This is a genomic window from Hartmannibacter diazotrophicus (assembly GCF_900231165.1).
Taxonomy (GTDB): domain Bacteria; phylum Pseudomonadota; class Alphaproteobacteria; order Rhizobiales; family Pleomorphomonadaceae; genus Hartmannibacter; species Hartmannibacter diazotrophicus.
On record NZ_LT960614.1, the window covers coordinates 687121 to 702656 of the forward strand.

Sequence of the window (15536 nt, forward strand, 5' to 3'; positions counted from 1 at the left end):
ATCGATCGTGGGAACCATGCCATGTATGAAACCAGCTACACCCGTCCGACCTCGCTGTCCGAGGCGGTCTCCATCCTGGCTTCGGACGATGAGGCCAAGCTTCTCGCCGGCGGCCAGACGCTGATCCCGACGATGAAGCAGCGCCTTGCCGCGCCATCGAAGCTGATCGATCTTGCCCGTCTTGCCGAACTGAAGGGCATCTCGGTCTCGGGCGACACCGTCACCATCGGCGCCGGGACGACCCATTACGAGGTCGCCTCCTCGTCGGACGTTGCCGGTGCGATCCCGGCGCTCGCCAGGCTCGCTTCGGGCATCGGCGATCCGCAGGTGCGTTATCGCGGAACGCTCGGCGGTTCCGTCGCCAACAACGACCCGGCAGCCGACTATCCTGCCGCCGTCCTCGGTCTTGGCGCGACGGTCACCACCAGCAAGCGCGGGATTCCGGCCGACGAGTTCTTCGACGGCATGTTCGCGACGGCGCTGGAAGAGGACGAGATCCTCGTGAAGATCTCCTTCCCCGTCCCCGCGAAGGCTGCTTACGCAAAGTTCGCCAACCCGGCCTCGCGCTACGCCATGGCCGGTGTCTTCGTCGCCAAGATGAAGGACGGCTCGGTTCGCGTCGCGGTCACCGGCGCCGGTCAGAACGGTGTCTTCCGGGTGCCGGCGATGGAATCGGCGCTGGCATCGAACTGGAGCCCGGACGCGGTGGCTGGCATCAAGGTCGATGCCGGCGATCTGCTCTCCGACATCCACGGCGATGCGACCTACCGCGCGAACTTGGTGACGGTGATGGCCAAGCGCGCTGTCGCTGCGGCCGGCTGATCGGGCAATTCAGATCCTGGAAAGAGGGGCTCGGCCGGAAGGCCGGGCCCTTTTTGCATCGCAGCGCCGGTGACGCTTCAAACGTGCTGGCCGCCGTTGACCTGGATTTCCGCCCCGGTCACATAACTCGACTGGTCCGAGCAGAGATAATAGATGAGATCGGCAACCTCAGCCGTCTTGCCGAGCCGGCGCAGTGGAATGTCCTTGATCATGTGTTCGGTGCCCGGCGACAGGATCGCCGTGTCGATTTCGCCCGGCGCGATCGCGTTGACGCGGATGCCCATCGGACCGAAGTCCGCCGCCATTTCGCGGGTGAGCGAGGCAAGCGCTGCCTTGGACGTCGCATAGGCCGTGCCCGCGAAGGGGTGGACCCGTTCGCCGGCGATCGACGTCACGTTGACGATCGAGCCTTCAGCCGCCTTGAGCTCGTTCATCAGGCCGCGTGCCAACATGATTGGCGCGAAGAAATTCACCTGGAACACCTGCCGCCAGATGTGCATGGCGGTCGAGACGCTGTCGAGGCGCGCGCCGGCGTCGCCCTTCGGGCTGATGCCCGCGTTGTTGACGAGCGCATGCAGCCTGGAGCCGTTGGCCTCCAGTCGCCGGCGCATCTCGCCGACCGCCAGGCCAAGATTGTCCGGGTCGGAAAGGTCGACCTGGATATGATCCTCCGGCCCCATCGGCCACGGGCACTTGTCGGAAAATGGATGGCGCGAGCAGGTGATGACCCGCCAGCCCTCGGCGGAAAAACGCTTCACCGTGGCATGTCCGATGCCCCGGCTCGCACCGGTCAAAACCAGCGTCTTGCGTCCTTCCGTCTGATCCTTGTCCGCCATGCCGTTGCCTCGCTCGATGCCCGGTGATCGGGCTCACTGATGGTTCCTGACAGATAGTGCAATTGCGAAGGCTGGGAAAGGAGGTCGATGGTTCAGAGCCTTGCCAGCAGTTCCGCCTTCTTGGTCTGGAACTCGTCGTCCGTCAGGATGCCCTTGGCATGCAGGCCGGCGAGACGCTCGATCTTGCCGAAGATATCCTCGTCCGTCGATGCGGTTGGCGGTGTCGGTATCGGGGAGGCGCTTGGGAAAACGTTTGCCGCTGCCGCGGGTGGCACGGCCGATGAGCCGGCTTCGTCCTCATGCTCGGCGACTGTCGCCGGAGCATGAGGAGGCGATGCCGTTTCCGGCTCGGCGCCCCCGGCTCCGGACAGCGGCACGATGTCGAGATCGGCAACGCGCACCAGCCCGTATTGCGACGTGAAGGTCACCGACTGGTCGCCGCTTTGCTGCTGCGAGAAGCCGCTGATCTGATGGTCACGCGTATCATAGACCGTGGTGCGTCCGCCGATGTCGATGGCAAGCCGGCGGCTTTGCGGGAAGAAGGCGTAGCGCAGATCGTTCTGGCCTCCCGTCGACGACGGTTGCCCAAGATCTTCCGGCCACCAGGCGCCGCCAGGCCGAAAACCCGGCACGAACAGGCTGACACCGCCGCCGCTCTGGGTCATGCCCTGACCCATGGCCCGATCGAAGCTATGTCCGGAGCCCTGGCTCTGACCCTGGAATCCCGACGGATAACCGCCGCCCTGCGATTGCGACTGCGAGGACCGGGCCGGCATCAGGATGCCGGCGGTGCGCGCCACGCCGGCAAGCTCGGTGCACAGTGCGTCCACCCTTGCCTTGAGCGCGTTGTTGAACATGTCGCCGACCATGATCATGCCGCCCTGCGACCATTGCCCCATGCCGCCAAGGTCGGGGTGATTGAACTGCGCCTGCGTTCCCTGACCGGCCATCACGGCAAAAAGCAGATGTTCCACCGCATCGAGGCTGACCCCGTGCCGCGCCGCGATATCGCCAAGGACGCGCCGACCCTCGTCGCTCAGTTGATCCATTCCACTTGCCTTTTGGTGAGGATTGTCGCTCGCCGCTGAGCGGGAGCCGATCGTTGCCTGCAGCCTATCATGCGCTGCGGCAAGGTGCTCGGCGGAATTTCACAACTGGCCGAGGCAACGGCGCCGGGCACCACGGGCGATGGACCGGGATCGACTGAATTCAGCCGGCTGCCCTCGCGGCAACGGGGCTCGCAAGGTCCACCGCGTCGAGCAGCGTGCGGCAATAGTCCGGCGAAACGTCCCGGTCCGCGAAGAGGATGTGGTAGCAGATCGGCGCGATCAGCCTGTCCACAAGTTCCGGCACGTCGAGCGGTGGCTCGCCGCGTGTGACGGCCCGCGCCGAAATCGTCTCCAGATGATCGGAGGTGTAGCGGCAGCATTTCGACGGACAGGAGATGTCCTCGCCGTTGGCGATGACGTCGCGCAGCAACGCCCGCCCGACCGGGGAGGACATTTCCTCGGCATATTGCAGCACGAAGGCCTCGATGTCCCCGGTGGTGCTGCCGGTGTCGTCCGGGTCGGAAATCGGCCGCAGGCGTTCCACGGCGACATCGGCCAGCAGCTGCGAGAGATCGCCCCAGCGCCGGTAGATGGTCGATGGCGTCACGCCAGCCCGCTCCGCGATCATCGGGACGGTGACGGAACCGCGATCCATTTCCTCCAGAAGCGCGCGCGTTGCCGCATGCACTTCGCGCTGGATGCGCGCGCTGCGGCCGCCTTGGCGCATCATTTCCCGGGACACCGGCGTCTCCTCATTCTGGCCTGACACGACGTTGCGATGGCCTTAATGCAAAATATTTGCATTAAGGGTGTGAATGGGCTATCTGTGCCTAACGCGAATATTTAGCTTTTATGGCAGGAGATGTCCATGTCCGCTTCCAGTCGTGATTCTAGGTGGCGGTTGTCGATGCGGGCGACAACCCTCTACGCGGTGATCGCGGCCATCACCTTTTCGGCGACGTCCAGCGCTCCGACACCGCTCTATCATCTCTATCAGCAGAGCCTGCATCTTTCGGCGCTGGCGATCACCTTGGTCTTCGCCGCCTATGCCTTCGCCATGCTTGGAGCGCTGCTCACTGTCGCCAAGCTGTCGGATTATGTCGGCCGCAGGCCAATGATCCTGGCGGCGCTGCTCCTCAACGCCCTGGCGCTTGTCATCTTCATCGTCGCCGGCAGCGCGGAAATCTTGATCCTTGCCCGCGTGGTGCAGGGCGTGGCTACGGGTATCGCCCTGGCGACGCTCGGGGCCGCCATCGTCGATACGGATCCGCGCAACGGCGCCGTCTACAACAGCTTCACCGCCTTTCTCGGGCTGACCGTCGGCTCGCTGCTCGCCGGTGCGCTGGTGTCATGGGCTCCGCTGCCGACGCAACTGGTCTACATGGTCCTTCTGGCCGTCAGCCTTGTTGAGGCCCTCGTCGTCTTCGTGATGCCGGAGACGATCGACAGCAAGCCTGGCGCGCTTCGGGCGCTGCTGCCCAACGTGGCCATCCCGGCGAAGGCACGCCCGGCCCTCATTCGCCTGATGCCCCTCAACCTCGCCGCCTGGGCGCTCGGCGGCTTCTACCTGTCCCTGATGCCGACCCTCGTTGCCGTCGCGACAGGGTCCCGGACACCCTTTACCGGCGCCGCCGTGGTTGCCGCGCTGATGCTGACCGGCACGCTGACGGTGCTTTGGCTGCGGTCGTCCAGGCCCGAGCGGCTGGTGCGCACGGGCGGCGTCTGGCTCGGCCTCGGCATTGCTCTCACGCTGGTCGCCATCCAGCAGCAATCGGCCGCCGGCATGCTTGCGGCAACCGTCGTCGCGGGCGTCGGCTTCGGCGCGACCTATTCCGGCAACCTGCGCACGCTGCTGCCGCTTGCCGGCGAACACGAGCGTGCCGGGCTGCTGGCTGCCTATTTCGTCGAAAGCTATCTGTTCTTCGCCATTCCGGCCATCGGTGCGGGCATCCTCGCGCCGGTCTTCGGGCTGGTGCCGACGGCCTTCCTCTATGGCGGTGTCCTGATCGCCCTCTCGATGCTCTCGCTTCTCGCCGGCCGGGTCAGCCCGAGCGCCTCTCCGCTCGGCGTCAGGTGACGGGCGGCGCGGTCGGAGCGATTTGCGCGCATTGAACAGGCCATGGTGGCTCGATATTGTTCGCGCCACCATGACGACCAACGACACCAGACATCTGCTTGCCGAGGCCGCACAGCGCGCCGCGGACTATCTCGAGGCTCTGCCGGACCGGCACGTCGGGCCGCTGCCGGGCGCGGTCGAAAAGCTCGTGAGCGCGCTCGACATGCCGCTGCCCGATCAGGGCAGCGGTGACGCCGATGTCCTTGGCTTCATCGACGGCTACGGGTCGCCCTCGACGGTGGCGAGCGCCGGCGGACGCTATTTCGGCTTCGTGACCGGCGGCACCTTGCCGGCAGCACTGGCGGCCAACTACCTCGCCAGCGCCTGGGATCAGAACAGCTTCGGCTGGACAAGTTCGCCCGCCGTCGCCGCCTTCGAGGTTGCAGCGCTGCGCTGGGTCAAGGAGGCACTCGGGCTGCCGATGGCGGCGGAAGGCGCGCTGGTCACCGGCGCGACGATGGCCCACTTCACCTGCCTTACCGCCGCCCGCAACCGCGTTCTCAGACAGGCGGGCTGGGACGTCGATGCCGACGGTCTTTTCGGCGCACCGGCAATCACCGTGATCGTCGGTGAGGAGGCGCATGCCTCGCTCCTGAAGGTCCTCTCCATGTTGGGCTTGGGCCGCAGCCGTGTCGTGAGGTTGCCCTGTAACGATCAGGGCCGGATCCTGCCGCGCGACCTGCCGCAGATCAAAGGGCCGACGATCGTTTGCCTGCAGGCCGGCAACGTCAATTCCGGTGGCTTCGACCCGGCCGAGCTGCTGATCGAGTGGGCGCATGCTGGCGGTGCATGGGTCCATGCCGACGGCGCCTTCGGCATCTGGGCACTGGCATCCCCTGCGCTGGCCGGATTGGCCAAGGGCTACACAGCCGCCGATTCCTGGGCGCTCGATGGCCACAAATGGCTCAACGTTCCCTATGACTCCGGCATCGCGCTTGTGGCGGACGCAAGTGCCCTCTCGGACGCGATGTCGATCAGCGGCGCCTACCTCATGTCCGGCGGGCGTCGCGAAGCGATGAATCTCACGCCGGAAAGCTCACGCCGCGCCCGCGCCGTCGATATCTGGGCTGCCTTGAAGTCGCTGGGGCGTCAGGGCCTCGCCGAACTTGTCGAGCGCAATTGCCGGCAGGCGCGCGATCTCGCCGACGGGCTGCGCGCGGCCGGCGTCGAGGTCCTGAACGATGTCGTCCTCAACCAGGTTGTCGTCAGCTTCGGGTCCGAGGCACGGACGAAAGAGGTCATCGAAGCCGTTCAGGCGGGCGGCGAGTGCTGGTGCGGCGCGACGGTCTGGAAGGGCAGGGCGGCGATGCGCGTCAGCGTCAGTTCGTGGGCAACGACCGACGAGGATATCGCGCGCTCGGTTGCCGCGATCGTGAAGGCCGTTCGCGAGACACCGGAACAATAGAAGCCGGCCTTCGAACCGCCTTCTTATTCCCGCGTCAGCACGCCCATGGCCATCGCCGCCGCCGAGGCGCGGTTCTCGATGCCGAGCTTGGAATAGATTTGTTCCAGGTGCTTGTTCACGGTTCGCGGTGAGAGACCGAGAATGTCGCCGATGTCGCGGTTGGACTTGCCGTGCGCCACCCAGAGCAGCACCTCCGCCTCGCGGGCGGTGACGGAAAAATGCCGGCGCAGCTTTTCTTCCGGGCTCGCGGCATCCTCGACGGTGAGCCGGAAAAGGAACTCGTCGTCGCCGCTCTGGCCGATGAAGGCAAGGATCAGGCCCTGTCCGTCCGGCGAGGTCAGGCGGGCCTGCGTCGCCTCGGGCGATGACGGGACAGCGCCGTCGTTCAGCCAGTCGCGCAGGGAATCCGGCAGCAGCGATGTATCCGCCTCCCTCTCCAGCACGGCGCTGAGCAATCGGCTTGCCTGCGGCGTGGACCAGAGCACCTCGCCGATCCTGCTGGCGGCAAGCAGATAACGCCCGGCGCTGTCGAGCGCGGCGCGGGCGCTCTGGGCGCTGCGGGCATTGGCAAGATGCACCCGGATGCGCGCGAAAAGTTCCTCCAGCACGATCGGCTTGGTCACATAGTCGACGCCGCCGGCCTCCAGCCCGCGCACGATGTGCTCGGTCTCCGAAAGTCCGGTCATGAAGACCACGGGCACGTGGGCGAGGGCGGAAATGCCCTTGAGCCGCCGGCAGGTCTCGAAGCCATCGATCCCCGGCATCATGGCGTCCATCAGGATGATGTCCGGCGTCATGCGGACCACCACCTCCAGCGCCTGATGTCCGCCGGTGGCGACAAGCACCGTGGAGCCGGCATCCTCCAGCGCATCGGTGAGGAAGCGCAATGTATCGGGCGAATCGTCGACGACGAGCACCGTGTCGCGGGTCCTTGGCGCCTCAGCCATGGGTGTCGTTCCCCCTGCCTGCGGTTTCAAGCACGGCCAGATAGCGGCCGAAGTCGAAGTTGCGCACGTGTCCCCGCAGCTCCTCGATGAGCGGCTTCAGGGCAGCGTCTTCCTCCAGACGATCGAGCCGCGCCTCGATGCCGCGAACATAGCCGATTCCCCCGAGCCGGATGAGTTCCTGCCGGTCCGCCTCATGCAGAAACTGTTGGCCGCGATGGCCGTTGGCCAGTTCGCCCTCGGCGGGCGGCGCATCGATCTCTTCCGGCCGCGCGAGCCGCGTGCCTTCCCAGTCGAGCTTGAGGTGGCTGCGGATCTTTTCCAGCAGCGTGTCGAGATCGAAGGGCTTCGGCAGCACGTCGTCATGAAGGGCGACATCATCGTCGGCTTCGGTCGTTTCGCTGGCCGGCCCGAGCTGGCCGTCGCCGAGGTTCGCCGACATCATGATGATCTTCGTCCGGTCGTGGCCGCCGCGGCGAAGCGCCCGGGCGAGAGCCCAGCCGTTCATGCCCGGCATGGCGATGTCGAGCAGGAAGAGATCGGGGCGGATGGCGGGCCCGATGGCAAGGCATTCCTCGCCGCTGCGCGCTGTCAGCACCGCGAAGCCGAGCGGTTTCAGGATCTCGGTCATCAGCTCGCGGTGCGCCGCGTCGTCATCGACGACCATGATCATGCGCCGCTCGCCGATGTAGCCGGTGATCGCTTCCCTTGGCGGCGGCAAGGCGTCCGGCGCGTCGACGGCGGAAAGCATGAGGCGCACCGTGAAGCGGCTTCCCTTGCCGGGTGTCGAGGTCACCGTGATGTCGCCGCCCATGAGATCGGCCAGAAGCTTGGTGATCGTGAGCCCGAGGCCGAGGCCGATCGGCGCCGGGCCTTCCTTGGGCGTCACCCGCTCGAAGGGATCGAAGATGCGGGCAAGATCCGTCTCGTCGATGCCGACGCCGCTGTCCTCGACGACGATGGTGGCGATCTGGCTGCGGTAGGTCACCGCGAGCCGGACGCTGCCCTTGTCGGTGAACTTGATGGCGTTGGTGATGAGGTTGATCAGGATCTGCCTCAGCCGTTTTTCGTCCGTCCGCACAACTTCCGGCAGGATGGGAGAGCGGTCGAAGATGAACTCCAGCCCTTTGGCCGCGGCCTGGAGGCGGAACATGTCGACGATCTGGGCGAGGAAGTCGCTGATGCGAACCTCGTTGCGCTGGAGCTGCAGGCGGCCGGCCTCGATGCGCGAGACATCGAGAAGACCGTCGATCAGGCCGGAAAGATGCTCCGCGCTGCGCTTGATCACCTCCACGCCCGCGCGTCGGCCGGCCGGTATACCCTTGTCGCGCTCCAGGATCTGGGCATAGCCGAGCACCGCGTTGAGCGGCGTGCGCAGCTCGTGCGAAAGGCCGACCACATAGCGGCTCTTGGCGCGGTTGGCGGCCTCGGCCGCTTCCTTGGCCTTCTGCAGCTTTGCGTCGGTCTTGCGGTGCGCCTCGATCTCGTTGAGCAGGGCCGTTGTCTGGCGCGCCGATTCTTCCTGCGCCACGCGCCGGCTTTCATGCGCGAGCACGAAGAACCAGGCGGTGATGCCGGCGACGATCAGCAGCGTGAAGAAGGCGCTCCAGAGCGCCGGTCCGACGATCTCGTCGTTGACCTCGCCGCCGTTGGTCGCCTGCAGGTAGATGAAGGCGAGGATGACGCCGATGACGCTGGCGAGCAGGCTGAGAATGCCGAAATAGGTGCCGAGCCGCGAATGACCGCGCCCGAGCAGCCAGTCCGGCAGGAAGCGGGCGAGGCTGATCTCGACCTGCGCTTCCAGCCGCGCCTTCGGCTTGCAGAGGTCGTGGCAGCGGGCATCGAGCGAGCAGCACAGCGAGCAGATCGGCGCCGAATAGGCCGGGCAAAAGGCCATGTCCTCCGGCTCGAAGTCGTGCTGGCAGATGCGGCATTCCATCGTCGGCTTCAGCCGCCAGTTGGCGCGGGGCTTGCGGGCAAGGTAATAGCGGCCTTTGCTTGCCCATGCGATGGCCGGCGCGGCGACGAAGGCGACGGCGAGCGCCACGAAGGGCGAGAGCGCCTCGGCGATGTCGCCGAACCAGCCAGCATGGGCGATGAGCGCCATCAGGGTTGCCAGCGTCATTGCCCCGACGCCGACCGGGTTGACGTCGTAGAGATGCGCCCGCTTGAACTCGATGCCGGGCGGAGAGAACCCGAGCGGCTTGTTGACAGCGAGATCCGCCGTCACGGTGCCGAGCCAGGCGACGGCGATGATGGCGAAGAGCCCGAGAGTGGCCTCCAGCGTCTTGTAGATGCCGAGTTCCATCAGCAGCAGCGCGATCGCCACGTTGAAGATCAGCCAGACCACGCGGCCGGGATGCGAATGGGTGAGGCGCGAGAAGAAGTTCGACCACGCGAGCGAGCCCGCATAGGCGTTCATCACGTTAATCTTGAGCTGCGAGACGACCACGAGGATCACCGTGACCGCGAGCACGATCGTCTCGTTGGGGAAGACGTAGTCGAAGGCCACCCGGTACATGTAGGCCGGTTCGATGGCGTGGTCCTGCGCGACACCGTGGCCGACGGCGAGCACCGCCAGGAAGGAGCCGAAAAGCAGCTTCGGCACGCCGAGAATGACCCAGCCGGGGCCGGCCGCCAGCAGCGCCCGCGCCCAGGCGTTGCGCTCGCTCTTCTTGGCCGTTTTTTCAAGCACCGGCAGGAAACGCAGGATATCGACCTGCTCGCCGATCTGCGGCATCAGGGCAAGAATCACCGAGGCCGCCGCGCCAAAACGCAGGATGTCGAATTCCGTGCCCCTGGTGCCCGGCGCAATGTCGTGGATGCCGGCAAAGCCCAGCCATTCGGTCACCGCCGGCCAGTCCTTCCACAGGATGAAAGCGACGGGCAGCAGGTTGAGAAAGATCCACAGCGGCTGTGTGGCAAGCTGGAACCGGCTGATCCAGGTGATGCCGTGCGTGACCAGCGGAATGACCGCGATCGACGACAGGATGTAGCCGAGCCAGAGCGGGACGCCGAAGCAAAGCTCCAGCGCCGACGACATGATCGACGCCTCGATTGCGAAGAGAATGAAGGTGAAACTGGCGTAGATCAGTGAGGTGATCGTTGACCCGATATAGCCGAAGCCGGCGCCGCGCGTCAGAAGATCGATGTCGACGCCGTAGCGCGCCGCATAGCGGCTGATCGGCAAAGCCGTCAGGAACAGGATGACGCTGACGACGAGAATGGCCGAGACGGCGTTGGTGAAGCCGTAGGACAGCGTGATGGCGCCGCCGATGGCTTCCAGCGCCAGGAAGGAAATTGCGCCAATGGCCGTCTGGGCAACGCGCGGGGCCGACCAGCGCCGGGCGCTCTTGGCCGTGAAGCGAAGAGCGTAGTCTTCCAGCGTCTGGTTCGCGACCCAGCGATTGTATTCGCGCCTTACCGGAAGAATGCGTTGCCTGCCAGCCATCGTGCCCCTGTTCCGCTCGTGCGTCTCAGGCATGCAAGAATTCAGCCGAAAAGGCCAGAGTTATTGTCCGGCGCCAGGGATCCTCTGTTTTGCGCGAAAGTCGGCCTGATTCTGAAGGTTGTGATGGTGCGATCAAAGCTGTTTCGAAACCCGTCCTGGGGTGAACTGCCGAGGAACGGCCGAAATCATTCGCGCTTGCATCATTTTGAGGACCCACCGGTCAAAAGGCAGGGACCGCCCGATGGCGGCCACCACCGGGCGGTGCTGTCTCTTGCGGTCAAATCAGTCGGCGTAGGCCCTGGCGATAAACCCGCTTTTGTCCAGATCCTCGATGAAGCTGGCATCGTAGAAATGGTCGGCCGGATAGCGCTTGAGTTCGCGTTGATGGTAGATGGCCTTGACCAGCCTGATCCCCTCCACGGCGGGATAGGGCTTCTCGGGCACCTCCAGAACCTGTTCATACATGGTGTCCTGCTGGTCCTGGGCGTTGATGCCGTACCATTTGACCAGAGCGGCATCAAAGGCGGCCCGGTCCTTCCTCATCAATGCGTAAGACTCGACCATCGCCTTGAGGAACCGTTCGACGACGTCACGATGTCCCTCAAGATAGGCGCGCTCCACGTTGATACCCGATCCCGCGATGGGAATGTCGTATTCGCCCAGATCGATGAGGTCTTTCATGCCTTTCGCGGAGGCCATGGAATAGTAGATAGAGCTGCCGATAAAGGCATCGACCTTGCCGGCCGAGAGAGCGGAATAGTCCATGCCCTCTTCCATCAGCGAAATGTCGTCCTCCTCGCTCCAGCCCTTCTTCTGCAGCAGGGCGCGGGCCATCAGGTGGCTAACGGATCCGAACGAGGAATAGCCGAGGCGCTTGCCCTTGAGGTCATCGATCGACTCGATTTCGGGACGCGCAATGATGTGGAAACGCGCGGTGCTGTCGGTGGTGGCCACGATGACGCGATCGGTCGCGTTCGCCTCGAGCGTCATGCTGGCAATCAGCGGGCTGCCGCCGCCGACCGCGATTTGCGCTTCATCCCGTTCCTTCGAGGTGCCGATATAGTCGTCCGGCACGACGATGCCGCTTTTCTTGATGCGGTTGGCCGCCTGCGAGGTGATGAATTGATGCACGTCGAGGCCATACTTGTCGTAGAGGCCGTTCTCGGCGGCGACGATGAAGGCCACTTTGTTCAGCGACACATCGCCCAGGGACACATTGATCTTGTCATTTTCGGCGAGCGCAGGCGCCGCGAGCGTCATGGTGACCGCCGCGGCGATGCAGAGTGCACCGAATCTGGTGATAGCTGTCATCCTGATCGTCCTCCCTTGTTTTCTGAATGGGTCCGTTCGTTGCGGCCCCCTCGGCAGGCCCCGCGGATGGCATCTGCGAGGCCCGTCATCGTTGTCATTCCTCCATGAGCGCCGGACCAATACTCCGGAAGTTTGCCGGCAAAGCGCCGGGCGGCGAGACGAGGCGTTGTCGTGCCTTGTCCCTTGCGCGTCGGGGCCACCGCGTGATGTCGTCCAAGCGCGGCATGCCATGCACACCGCCTGGGCAGTCGCGTCTTGTCAGAAGCGCTCGTTCACCCACTTGGCGATGTAGTCGAAAGTGTTCTTCACGGAGTTTGAATAGTCAGCGTTTTCGGCTTTTGCGCAGGCCTTGCAGGGCACGACGCCGTGGGCGGCCCCTTCCACAACGACGAAGTCCTTGTCCTGGCTCTTGGCCATGCCGTACATCTGCTCGTTGTCGTCCATGAAGTAATGGCCGCCAGCGGTCAGCATCAGCAACGGCACTGAAATGTGCTGGAGATTCCGCCCTGTCGAGTTGTTGTTGGAGCCAAGGTCGATATCGGTCATCGCATTGGTCGAACGCACTGCGCGGGTGCCAATGAACGACTCCACCGTCAGGAATGCGCCGCCATCGAACCGGGCGTCCTTCTTCTTGCGCTTCGGGTCCGGCTGGCGAACGGTCCGGACAATGTCCGTCACGACGCTTCCGTCATTCTTGAGGAACTTCTCGGGCTTTGCGGTCTCGCCGGCAATCGAGATATCGAGTTGCATCAGGCGCACCGACGCACGGGGGATGTAGAACGGCGCATCGTCCGGGTAGGGAACGCCCTGCTCCTTCATGGACTTGCGCAGTGCCAACGCCTTGTCGATCAGACGGTTCATCCGGGCGGACTGCGCCTCGAAGTAGCGCTTCTGGAACTCCTCGGAGAAATGTGAATTGCCCTTCGGATTGTAGCCGTTGGCTTCGCTGAACGGATCGAGCGCGGGATCGATTCTGGAGGGATCGGTCTCGTCCAGCAATGACGGGTTCAGGCTGCGCAGCATGTTGATGGCGGTGCCGGGATGGGCGTCAAAGGTCACCATGCCGTCTGCCGGTGTCAGTCCCTTCAGTTCGTCGCCGCATGGCGAAAGCACGTCCTGGCCGCTGCAGACCGCAGGTCCTTCTTCCGCGACCGACTGGTAGTAGGTCATCAGCGGACCGCCGCCGCTGTGGGCGAAGATCAGAACGGTCTTGAAGCCCCTGTCATTGCGCAGGTAGTCCATGCCCTTGGCCGTCGTCAGCGGTAGGTCGGTCCAGGTGTCGAGCGCCTCGTTGTTGTCGGACGGGCCGTTCATGCACAGGACGGCGAAACCACGCTTGGAAAGCTCCGTACACGCGATGTGATTGAGGAAATTGGCATCTTCATGCATGAGCAGGAAGGCGATCTTGGGCTGCGAACCATCCGGCGTGTAGTAGACACCTTTCTCGACGTCGCCGAAGTCGACGTAGAGCGGTGCCGCTGCGTGCGCCGTCGATAAGCCGAGAGCCAAGGCGAGGCCGGCGACAACCATCGCAGCGCCCCTTACATAAAGATTTCGAAGCAGTTTCATTCAGTTTCCTCCCATGCAGCGACTGCAAGACCACGGCAAGAACACCGTCATGCCAGTGCCGTCGGCTTGCGCGAACGGGGGAGGGCCGATGGGCGAGCGTAGCCTCAGCCGAGTTCGATGCCCGCGTCATGGCAGTACAGCGTCAGGGTTGGTGACGGAGCGTCGTCGTCCGGCGTCAGACATGGCCGGTTTCCGGAACAGTTCTTTGGCAGACTGGTATTGTCCGTCGTAACCACAGAAGCGGCCTGCTTCCCGGACCTGCGCTTTCGCACGTCTTCCCATGCACGCCGGAGATGGATCGGCCGGTCTTTGCTCCCCGCGACCTGTGTTCTTTTGTCTCAGGCCCGCGCAGTCTACTGAAAAAGGGGATGCACTGATGAAGCTATGCAGTATCCCTCCCATATCCAAATTGCCGATGCGGATTCTCGTCTGACCGGTGCCGCCGTCCGGTCGTCCTGCGGGTTCTGCAGTGGCCTGCAATCCGTCAAATTCTCATAATTTATTGAAAATAATACATTTTTTGTCGTCAAAATTCCCCTCTACGTCAATCGACGTATATGCCGCAGCGCAAAAAGTGACCGAAATTCGGCACCGACGACCAGCACTTGGCAACCGTATGGCCAAGGCTGTTCGCGCGAATTTCAAAACAGGGGAGCTTTCACATGTCGTCATTTGAAAAATTCGGAGCCGTCAGCCGGCGCGCCGTTCTCGGCGGTCTGGCCGCCACGGCCCTGATGGCGAGCAGCAGCCTCACGCTCGCCGCCGATGACACCATCAAGGTCGGCATCCTTCATTCGCTCTCGGGCACGATGGCCATTTCCGAGACGACCCTGAAGGACGTCATGCTGATGCTCATCGACGAGCAGAACAAGAAGGGCGGCCTTCTCGGCAAGAAGCTCGAGGCTGTCGTTGTCGACCCGGCCTCCGACTGGCCGCTCTTTGCTGAAAAGGCCCGCGAACTGATTTCGCAGGACAAGGTCTCCGCGGTGTTCGGCTGCTGGACCTCGGTGTCGCGCAAGTCCGTCCTGCCAGTCTTCGAGGAACTGAACTCGATCCTCTTCTACCCGGTCCAGTACGAGGGCGAGGAAAGCCAGCGCAACGTCTTCTACACCGGCGCCGCCCCGAACCAGCAGGCGATCCCGGCCGTCGACTACCTCATGAACGAGGAAGGCGTCGAGCGCTGGGTCCTGGAAGGCACCGACTACGTCTATCCGCGCACGACCAACAAGATCCTCGAGGCCTACCTGAAGGCCAAGGGCGTCGCCCCGGAAGACATCAAGGTCAACTACACGCCCTTCGGCTTCTCCGACTGGCAGACCGAGGTCTCCGAGATCAAGGCCTTCGGGTCGGCCGGCAAGAAGACCGCCGTGGTCTCCACCGTCAACGGTGACGCCAACGTTCCCTTCTACAAGGAGCTCGGCAACCAGGGCATCAAGGCCGAGGATATCCCGGTCGTCGCCTTCTCGGTCGGTGAAGAGGAACTCGCCGGCATCGACACCGCTCCGCTCGTCGGTCACCTCGCTGCCTGGAACTACTTCCAGTCGCTCGACACGCCCGAGAACAAGGCGTTCATCGACGCCTGGCACACGTTCACCGGCAACGACAAGCGCACGACCAACGACCCGATGGAAGCCCACTACATCGGCTTCAACATGTGGGTGAAGGCCGTCGAGGCCGCCGGCACGACCGATGCCGATGCCGTCATCGACGCGCTGCCGGGCATCTCGGTGCCGAACCTTTCCGGCGGCTACTCGGCCATGATGCCGAACCACCACATCACCAAGCCGGTGCTGATCGGTGAAATCCAGGACGACGGTCAGTTCGAGATCGTCTCGCAGACCGATGGTCTGGTTCCCGGCGATGCCTGGTCCGACTATCTCGACGGCTCCAAGGACCTCATCGCCGATTGGCGCAAGCCTCTGTCCTGCGGCAACTTCAATGTTGTCACCGGCAAGTGCGGCGGCGCCGGCTAAGTCAAGGACCAGGAAGGCCGGCGGTATCGCCGGCCTTCTTCTCTTCGAGCCCGACGATAT

At 64.2% G+C, this 15536-nt stretch carries 11 protein-coding genes; 4 read left to right on the plus strand and 7 right to left on the minus strand.

Annotation, left to right across the window (positions count from 1 at the left end; all coding sequences use genetic code 11):
- Positions 1-21 precede the first annotated feature (21 nt).
- Entirely contained in the window at positions 22-822 is an 801-nt protein-coding gene (locus tag HDIA_RS03165) for an FAD binding domain-containing protein (RefSeq protein WP_099554272.1), read from the plus strand.
- Positions 823-899: 77 nt separating this feature from the next.
- Here the strand turns inward: HDIA_RS03165 and HDIA_RS03170 are convergent, their stop codons facing one another.
- From HDIA_RS03170 to HDIA_RS03180, 3 genes are all read right to left on the minus strand, one after another.
- Complete coding sequence (locus tag HDIA_RS03170) at positions 900-1658, minus strand: SDR family NAD(P)-dependent oxidoreductase (RefSeq protein WP_099554274.1); 759 nt, start codon at positions 1656-1658, stop codon at positions 900-902.
- A gap of 92 nt (positions 1659-1750) precedes the next feature.
- A complete protein-coding gene (locus tag HDIA_RS03175; RefSeq protein WP_099554276.1) occupies positions 1751-2707 on the minus strand; it encodes an SHOCT domain-containing protein in 957 nt (318 codons plus the stop codon).
- 160 nt (positions 2708-2867) lie between these two features.
- Positions 2868-3449, minus strand: coding sequence for a TetR/AcrR family transcriptional regulator (locus HDIA_RS03180; protein WP_099554277.1), 582 nt, complete (start codon positions 3447-3449; stop codon positions 2868-2870).
- 165 nt (positions 3450-3614) lie between these two features.
- Here HDIA_RS03180 and HDIA_RS03185 point away from each other — a divergent pair, with 165 nt between their 5' ends.
- Together HDIA_RS03185 and HDIA_RS03190 are read left to right on the plus strand one after the other, a co-directional pair.
- The gene (locus HDIA_RS03185) at positions 3615-4784 is read left to right on the plus strand and encodes an MFS transporter (protein WP_245884140.1); all 1170 of its coding nucleotides are present in this window, start codon (positions 3615-3617) and stop codon (positions 4782-4784) included.
- Between the two features lie 70 nt (positions 4785-4854).
- On the plus strand, positions 4855-6228 hold the full coding sequence (locus HDIA_RS03190; protein ID WP_099554281.1) for a pyridoxal phosphate-dependent decarboxylase family protein: 1374 nt from the start codon (positions 4855-4857) through the stop codon (positions 6226-6228).
- A 23-nt stretch (positions 6229-6251) separates the two neighbouring features.
- On the opposite strand, the gene HDIA_RS03195 is transcribed toward HDIA_RS03190, so the two are convergent.
- The 4 genes from HDIA_RS03195 to HDIA_RS03210 all read right to left on the minus strand — a co-directional run bounded on the left by HDIA_RS03195 (position 6252) and on the right by HDIA_RS03210 (position 13503).
- The gene (locus tag HDIA_RS03195; RefSeq protein WP_099554283.1) at positions 6252-7175 is read right to left on the minus strand and encodes a response regulator transcription factor; all 924 of its coding nucleotides are present in this window, start codon (positions 7173-7175) and stop codon (positions 6252-6254) included.
- Positions 7168-10623 carry a hybrid sensor histidine kinase/response regulator gene (locus HDIA_RS03200; protein ID WP_099554285.1) on the minus strand — a complete coding sequence of 1152 codons (3456 nt, stop codon included), beginning with the start codon at positions 10621-10623 and terminating at the stop codon, positions 7168-7170. The genes HDIA_RS03195 and HDIA_RS03200 overlap by 8 nt, the downstream gene beginning before the upstream one ends.
- 282 nt (positions 10624-10905) lie before the next feature.
- On the minus strand, positions 10906-11934 hold the full coding sequence (locus tag HDIA_RS03205) for an ABC transporter substrate-binding protein (protein WP_157775189.1): 1029 nt from the start codon (positions 11932-11934) through the stop codon (positions 10906-10908).
- 258 nt (positions 11935-12192) lie between these two features.
- Entirely contained in the window at positions 12193-13503 is a 1311-nt protein-coding gene (locus HDIA_RS03210; RefSeq protein ID WP_157775192.1) for an alpha/beta hydrolase, read from the minus strand.
- Between the two features lie 734 nt (positions 13504-14237).
- On the opposite strand from HDIA_RS03210, the gene urtA reads away from it, so the two are divergent.
- A complete protein-coding gene (urtA, locus tag HDIA_RS03215) occupies positions 14238-15476 on the plus strand; it encodes an urea ABC transporter substrate-binding protein (protein ID WP_099558685.1) in 1239 nt (412 codons plus the stop codon).
- Positions 15477-15536: the final 60 nt, after the last annotated feature.

Bases quoted from the DNA above. Each gene is read 5' to 3' on its own strand.
- HDIA_RS03165 (WP_099554272.1), top strand. From the start codon at position 22: ATGTATGAAACCAGCTACACCCGTCCGACCTCGCTGTCCGAGGCGGTC.
- HDIA_RS03170 (WP_099554274.1), bottom strand. From the start codon at position 1,658: ATGGCGGACAAGGATCAGACGGAAGGACGCAAGACGCTGGTTTTGACC.
- HDIA_RS03175 (WP_099554276.1), bottom strand. From the start codon at position 2,707: ATGGATCAACTGAGCGACGAGGGTCGGCGCGTCCTTGGCGATATCGCG.
- HDIA_RS03185 (WP_245884140.1), top strand. From the start codon at position 3,615: ATGCGGGCGACAACCCTCTACGCGGTGATCGCGGCCATCACCTTTTCG.
- HDIA_RS03190 (WP_099554281.1), top strand. From the start codon at position 4,855: ATGACGACCAACGACACCAGACATCTGCTTGCCGAGGCCGCACAGCGC.
- HDIA_RS03195 (WP_099554283.1), bottom strand. From the start codon at position 7,175: ATGGCTGAGGCGCCAAGGACCCGCGACACGGTGCTCGTCGTCGACGAT.
- HDIA_RS03200 (WP_099554285.1), bottom strand. From the start codon at position 10,623: ATGGCTGGCAGGCAACGCATTCTTCCGGTAAGGCGCGAATACAATCGC.
- HDIA_RS03205 (WP_157775189.1), bottom strand. From the start codon at position 11,934: ATGACAGCTATCACCAGATTCGGTGCACTCTGCATCGCCGCGGCGGTC.
- HDIA_RS03210 (WP_157775192.1), bottom strand. From the start codon at position 13,503: ATGAAACTGCTTCGAAATCTTTATGTAAGGGGCGCTGCGATGGTTGTC.
- urtA (WP_099558685.1), top strand. From the start codon at position 14,238: ATGGCGAGCAGCAGCCTCACGCTCGCCGCCGATGACACCATCAAGGTC.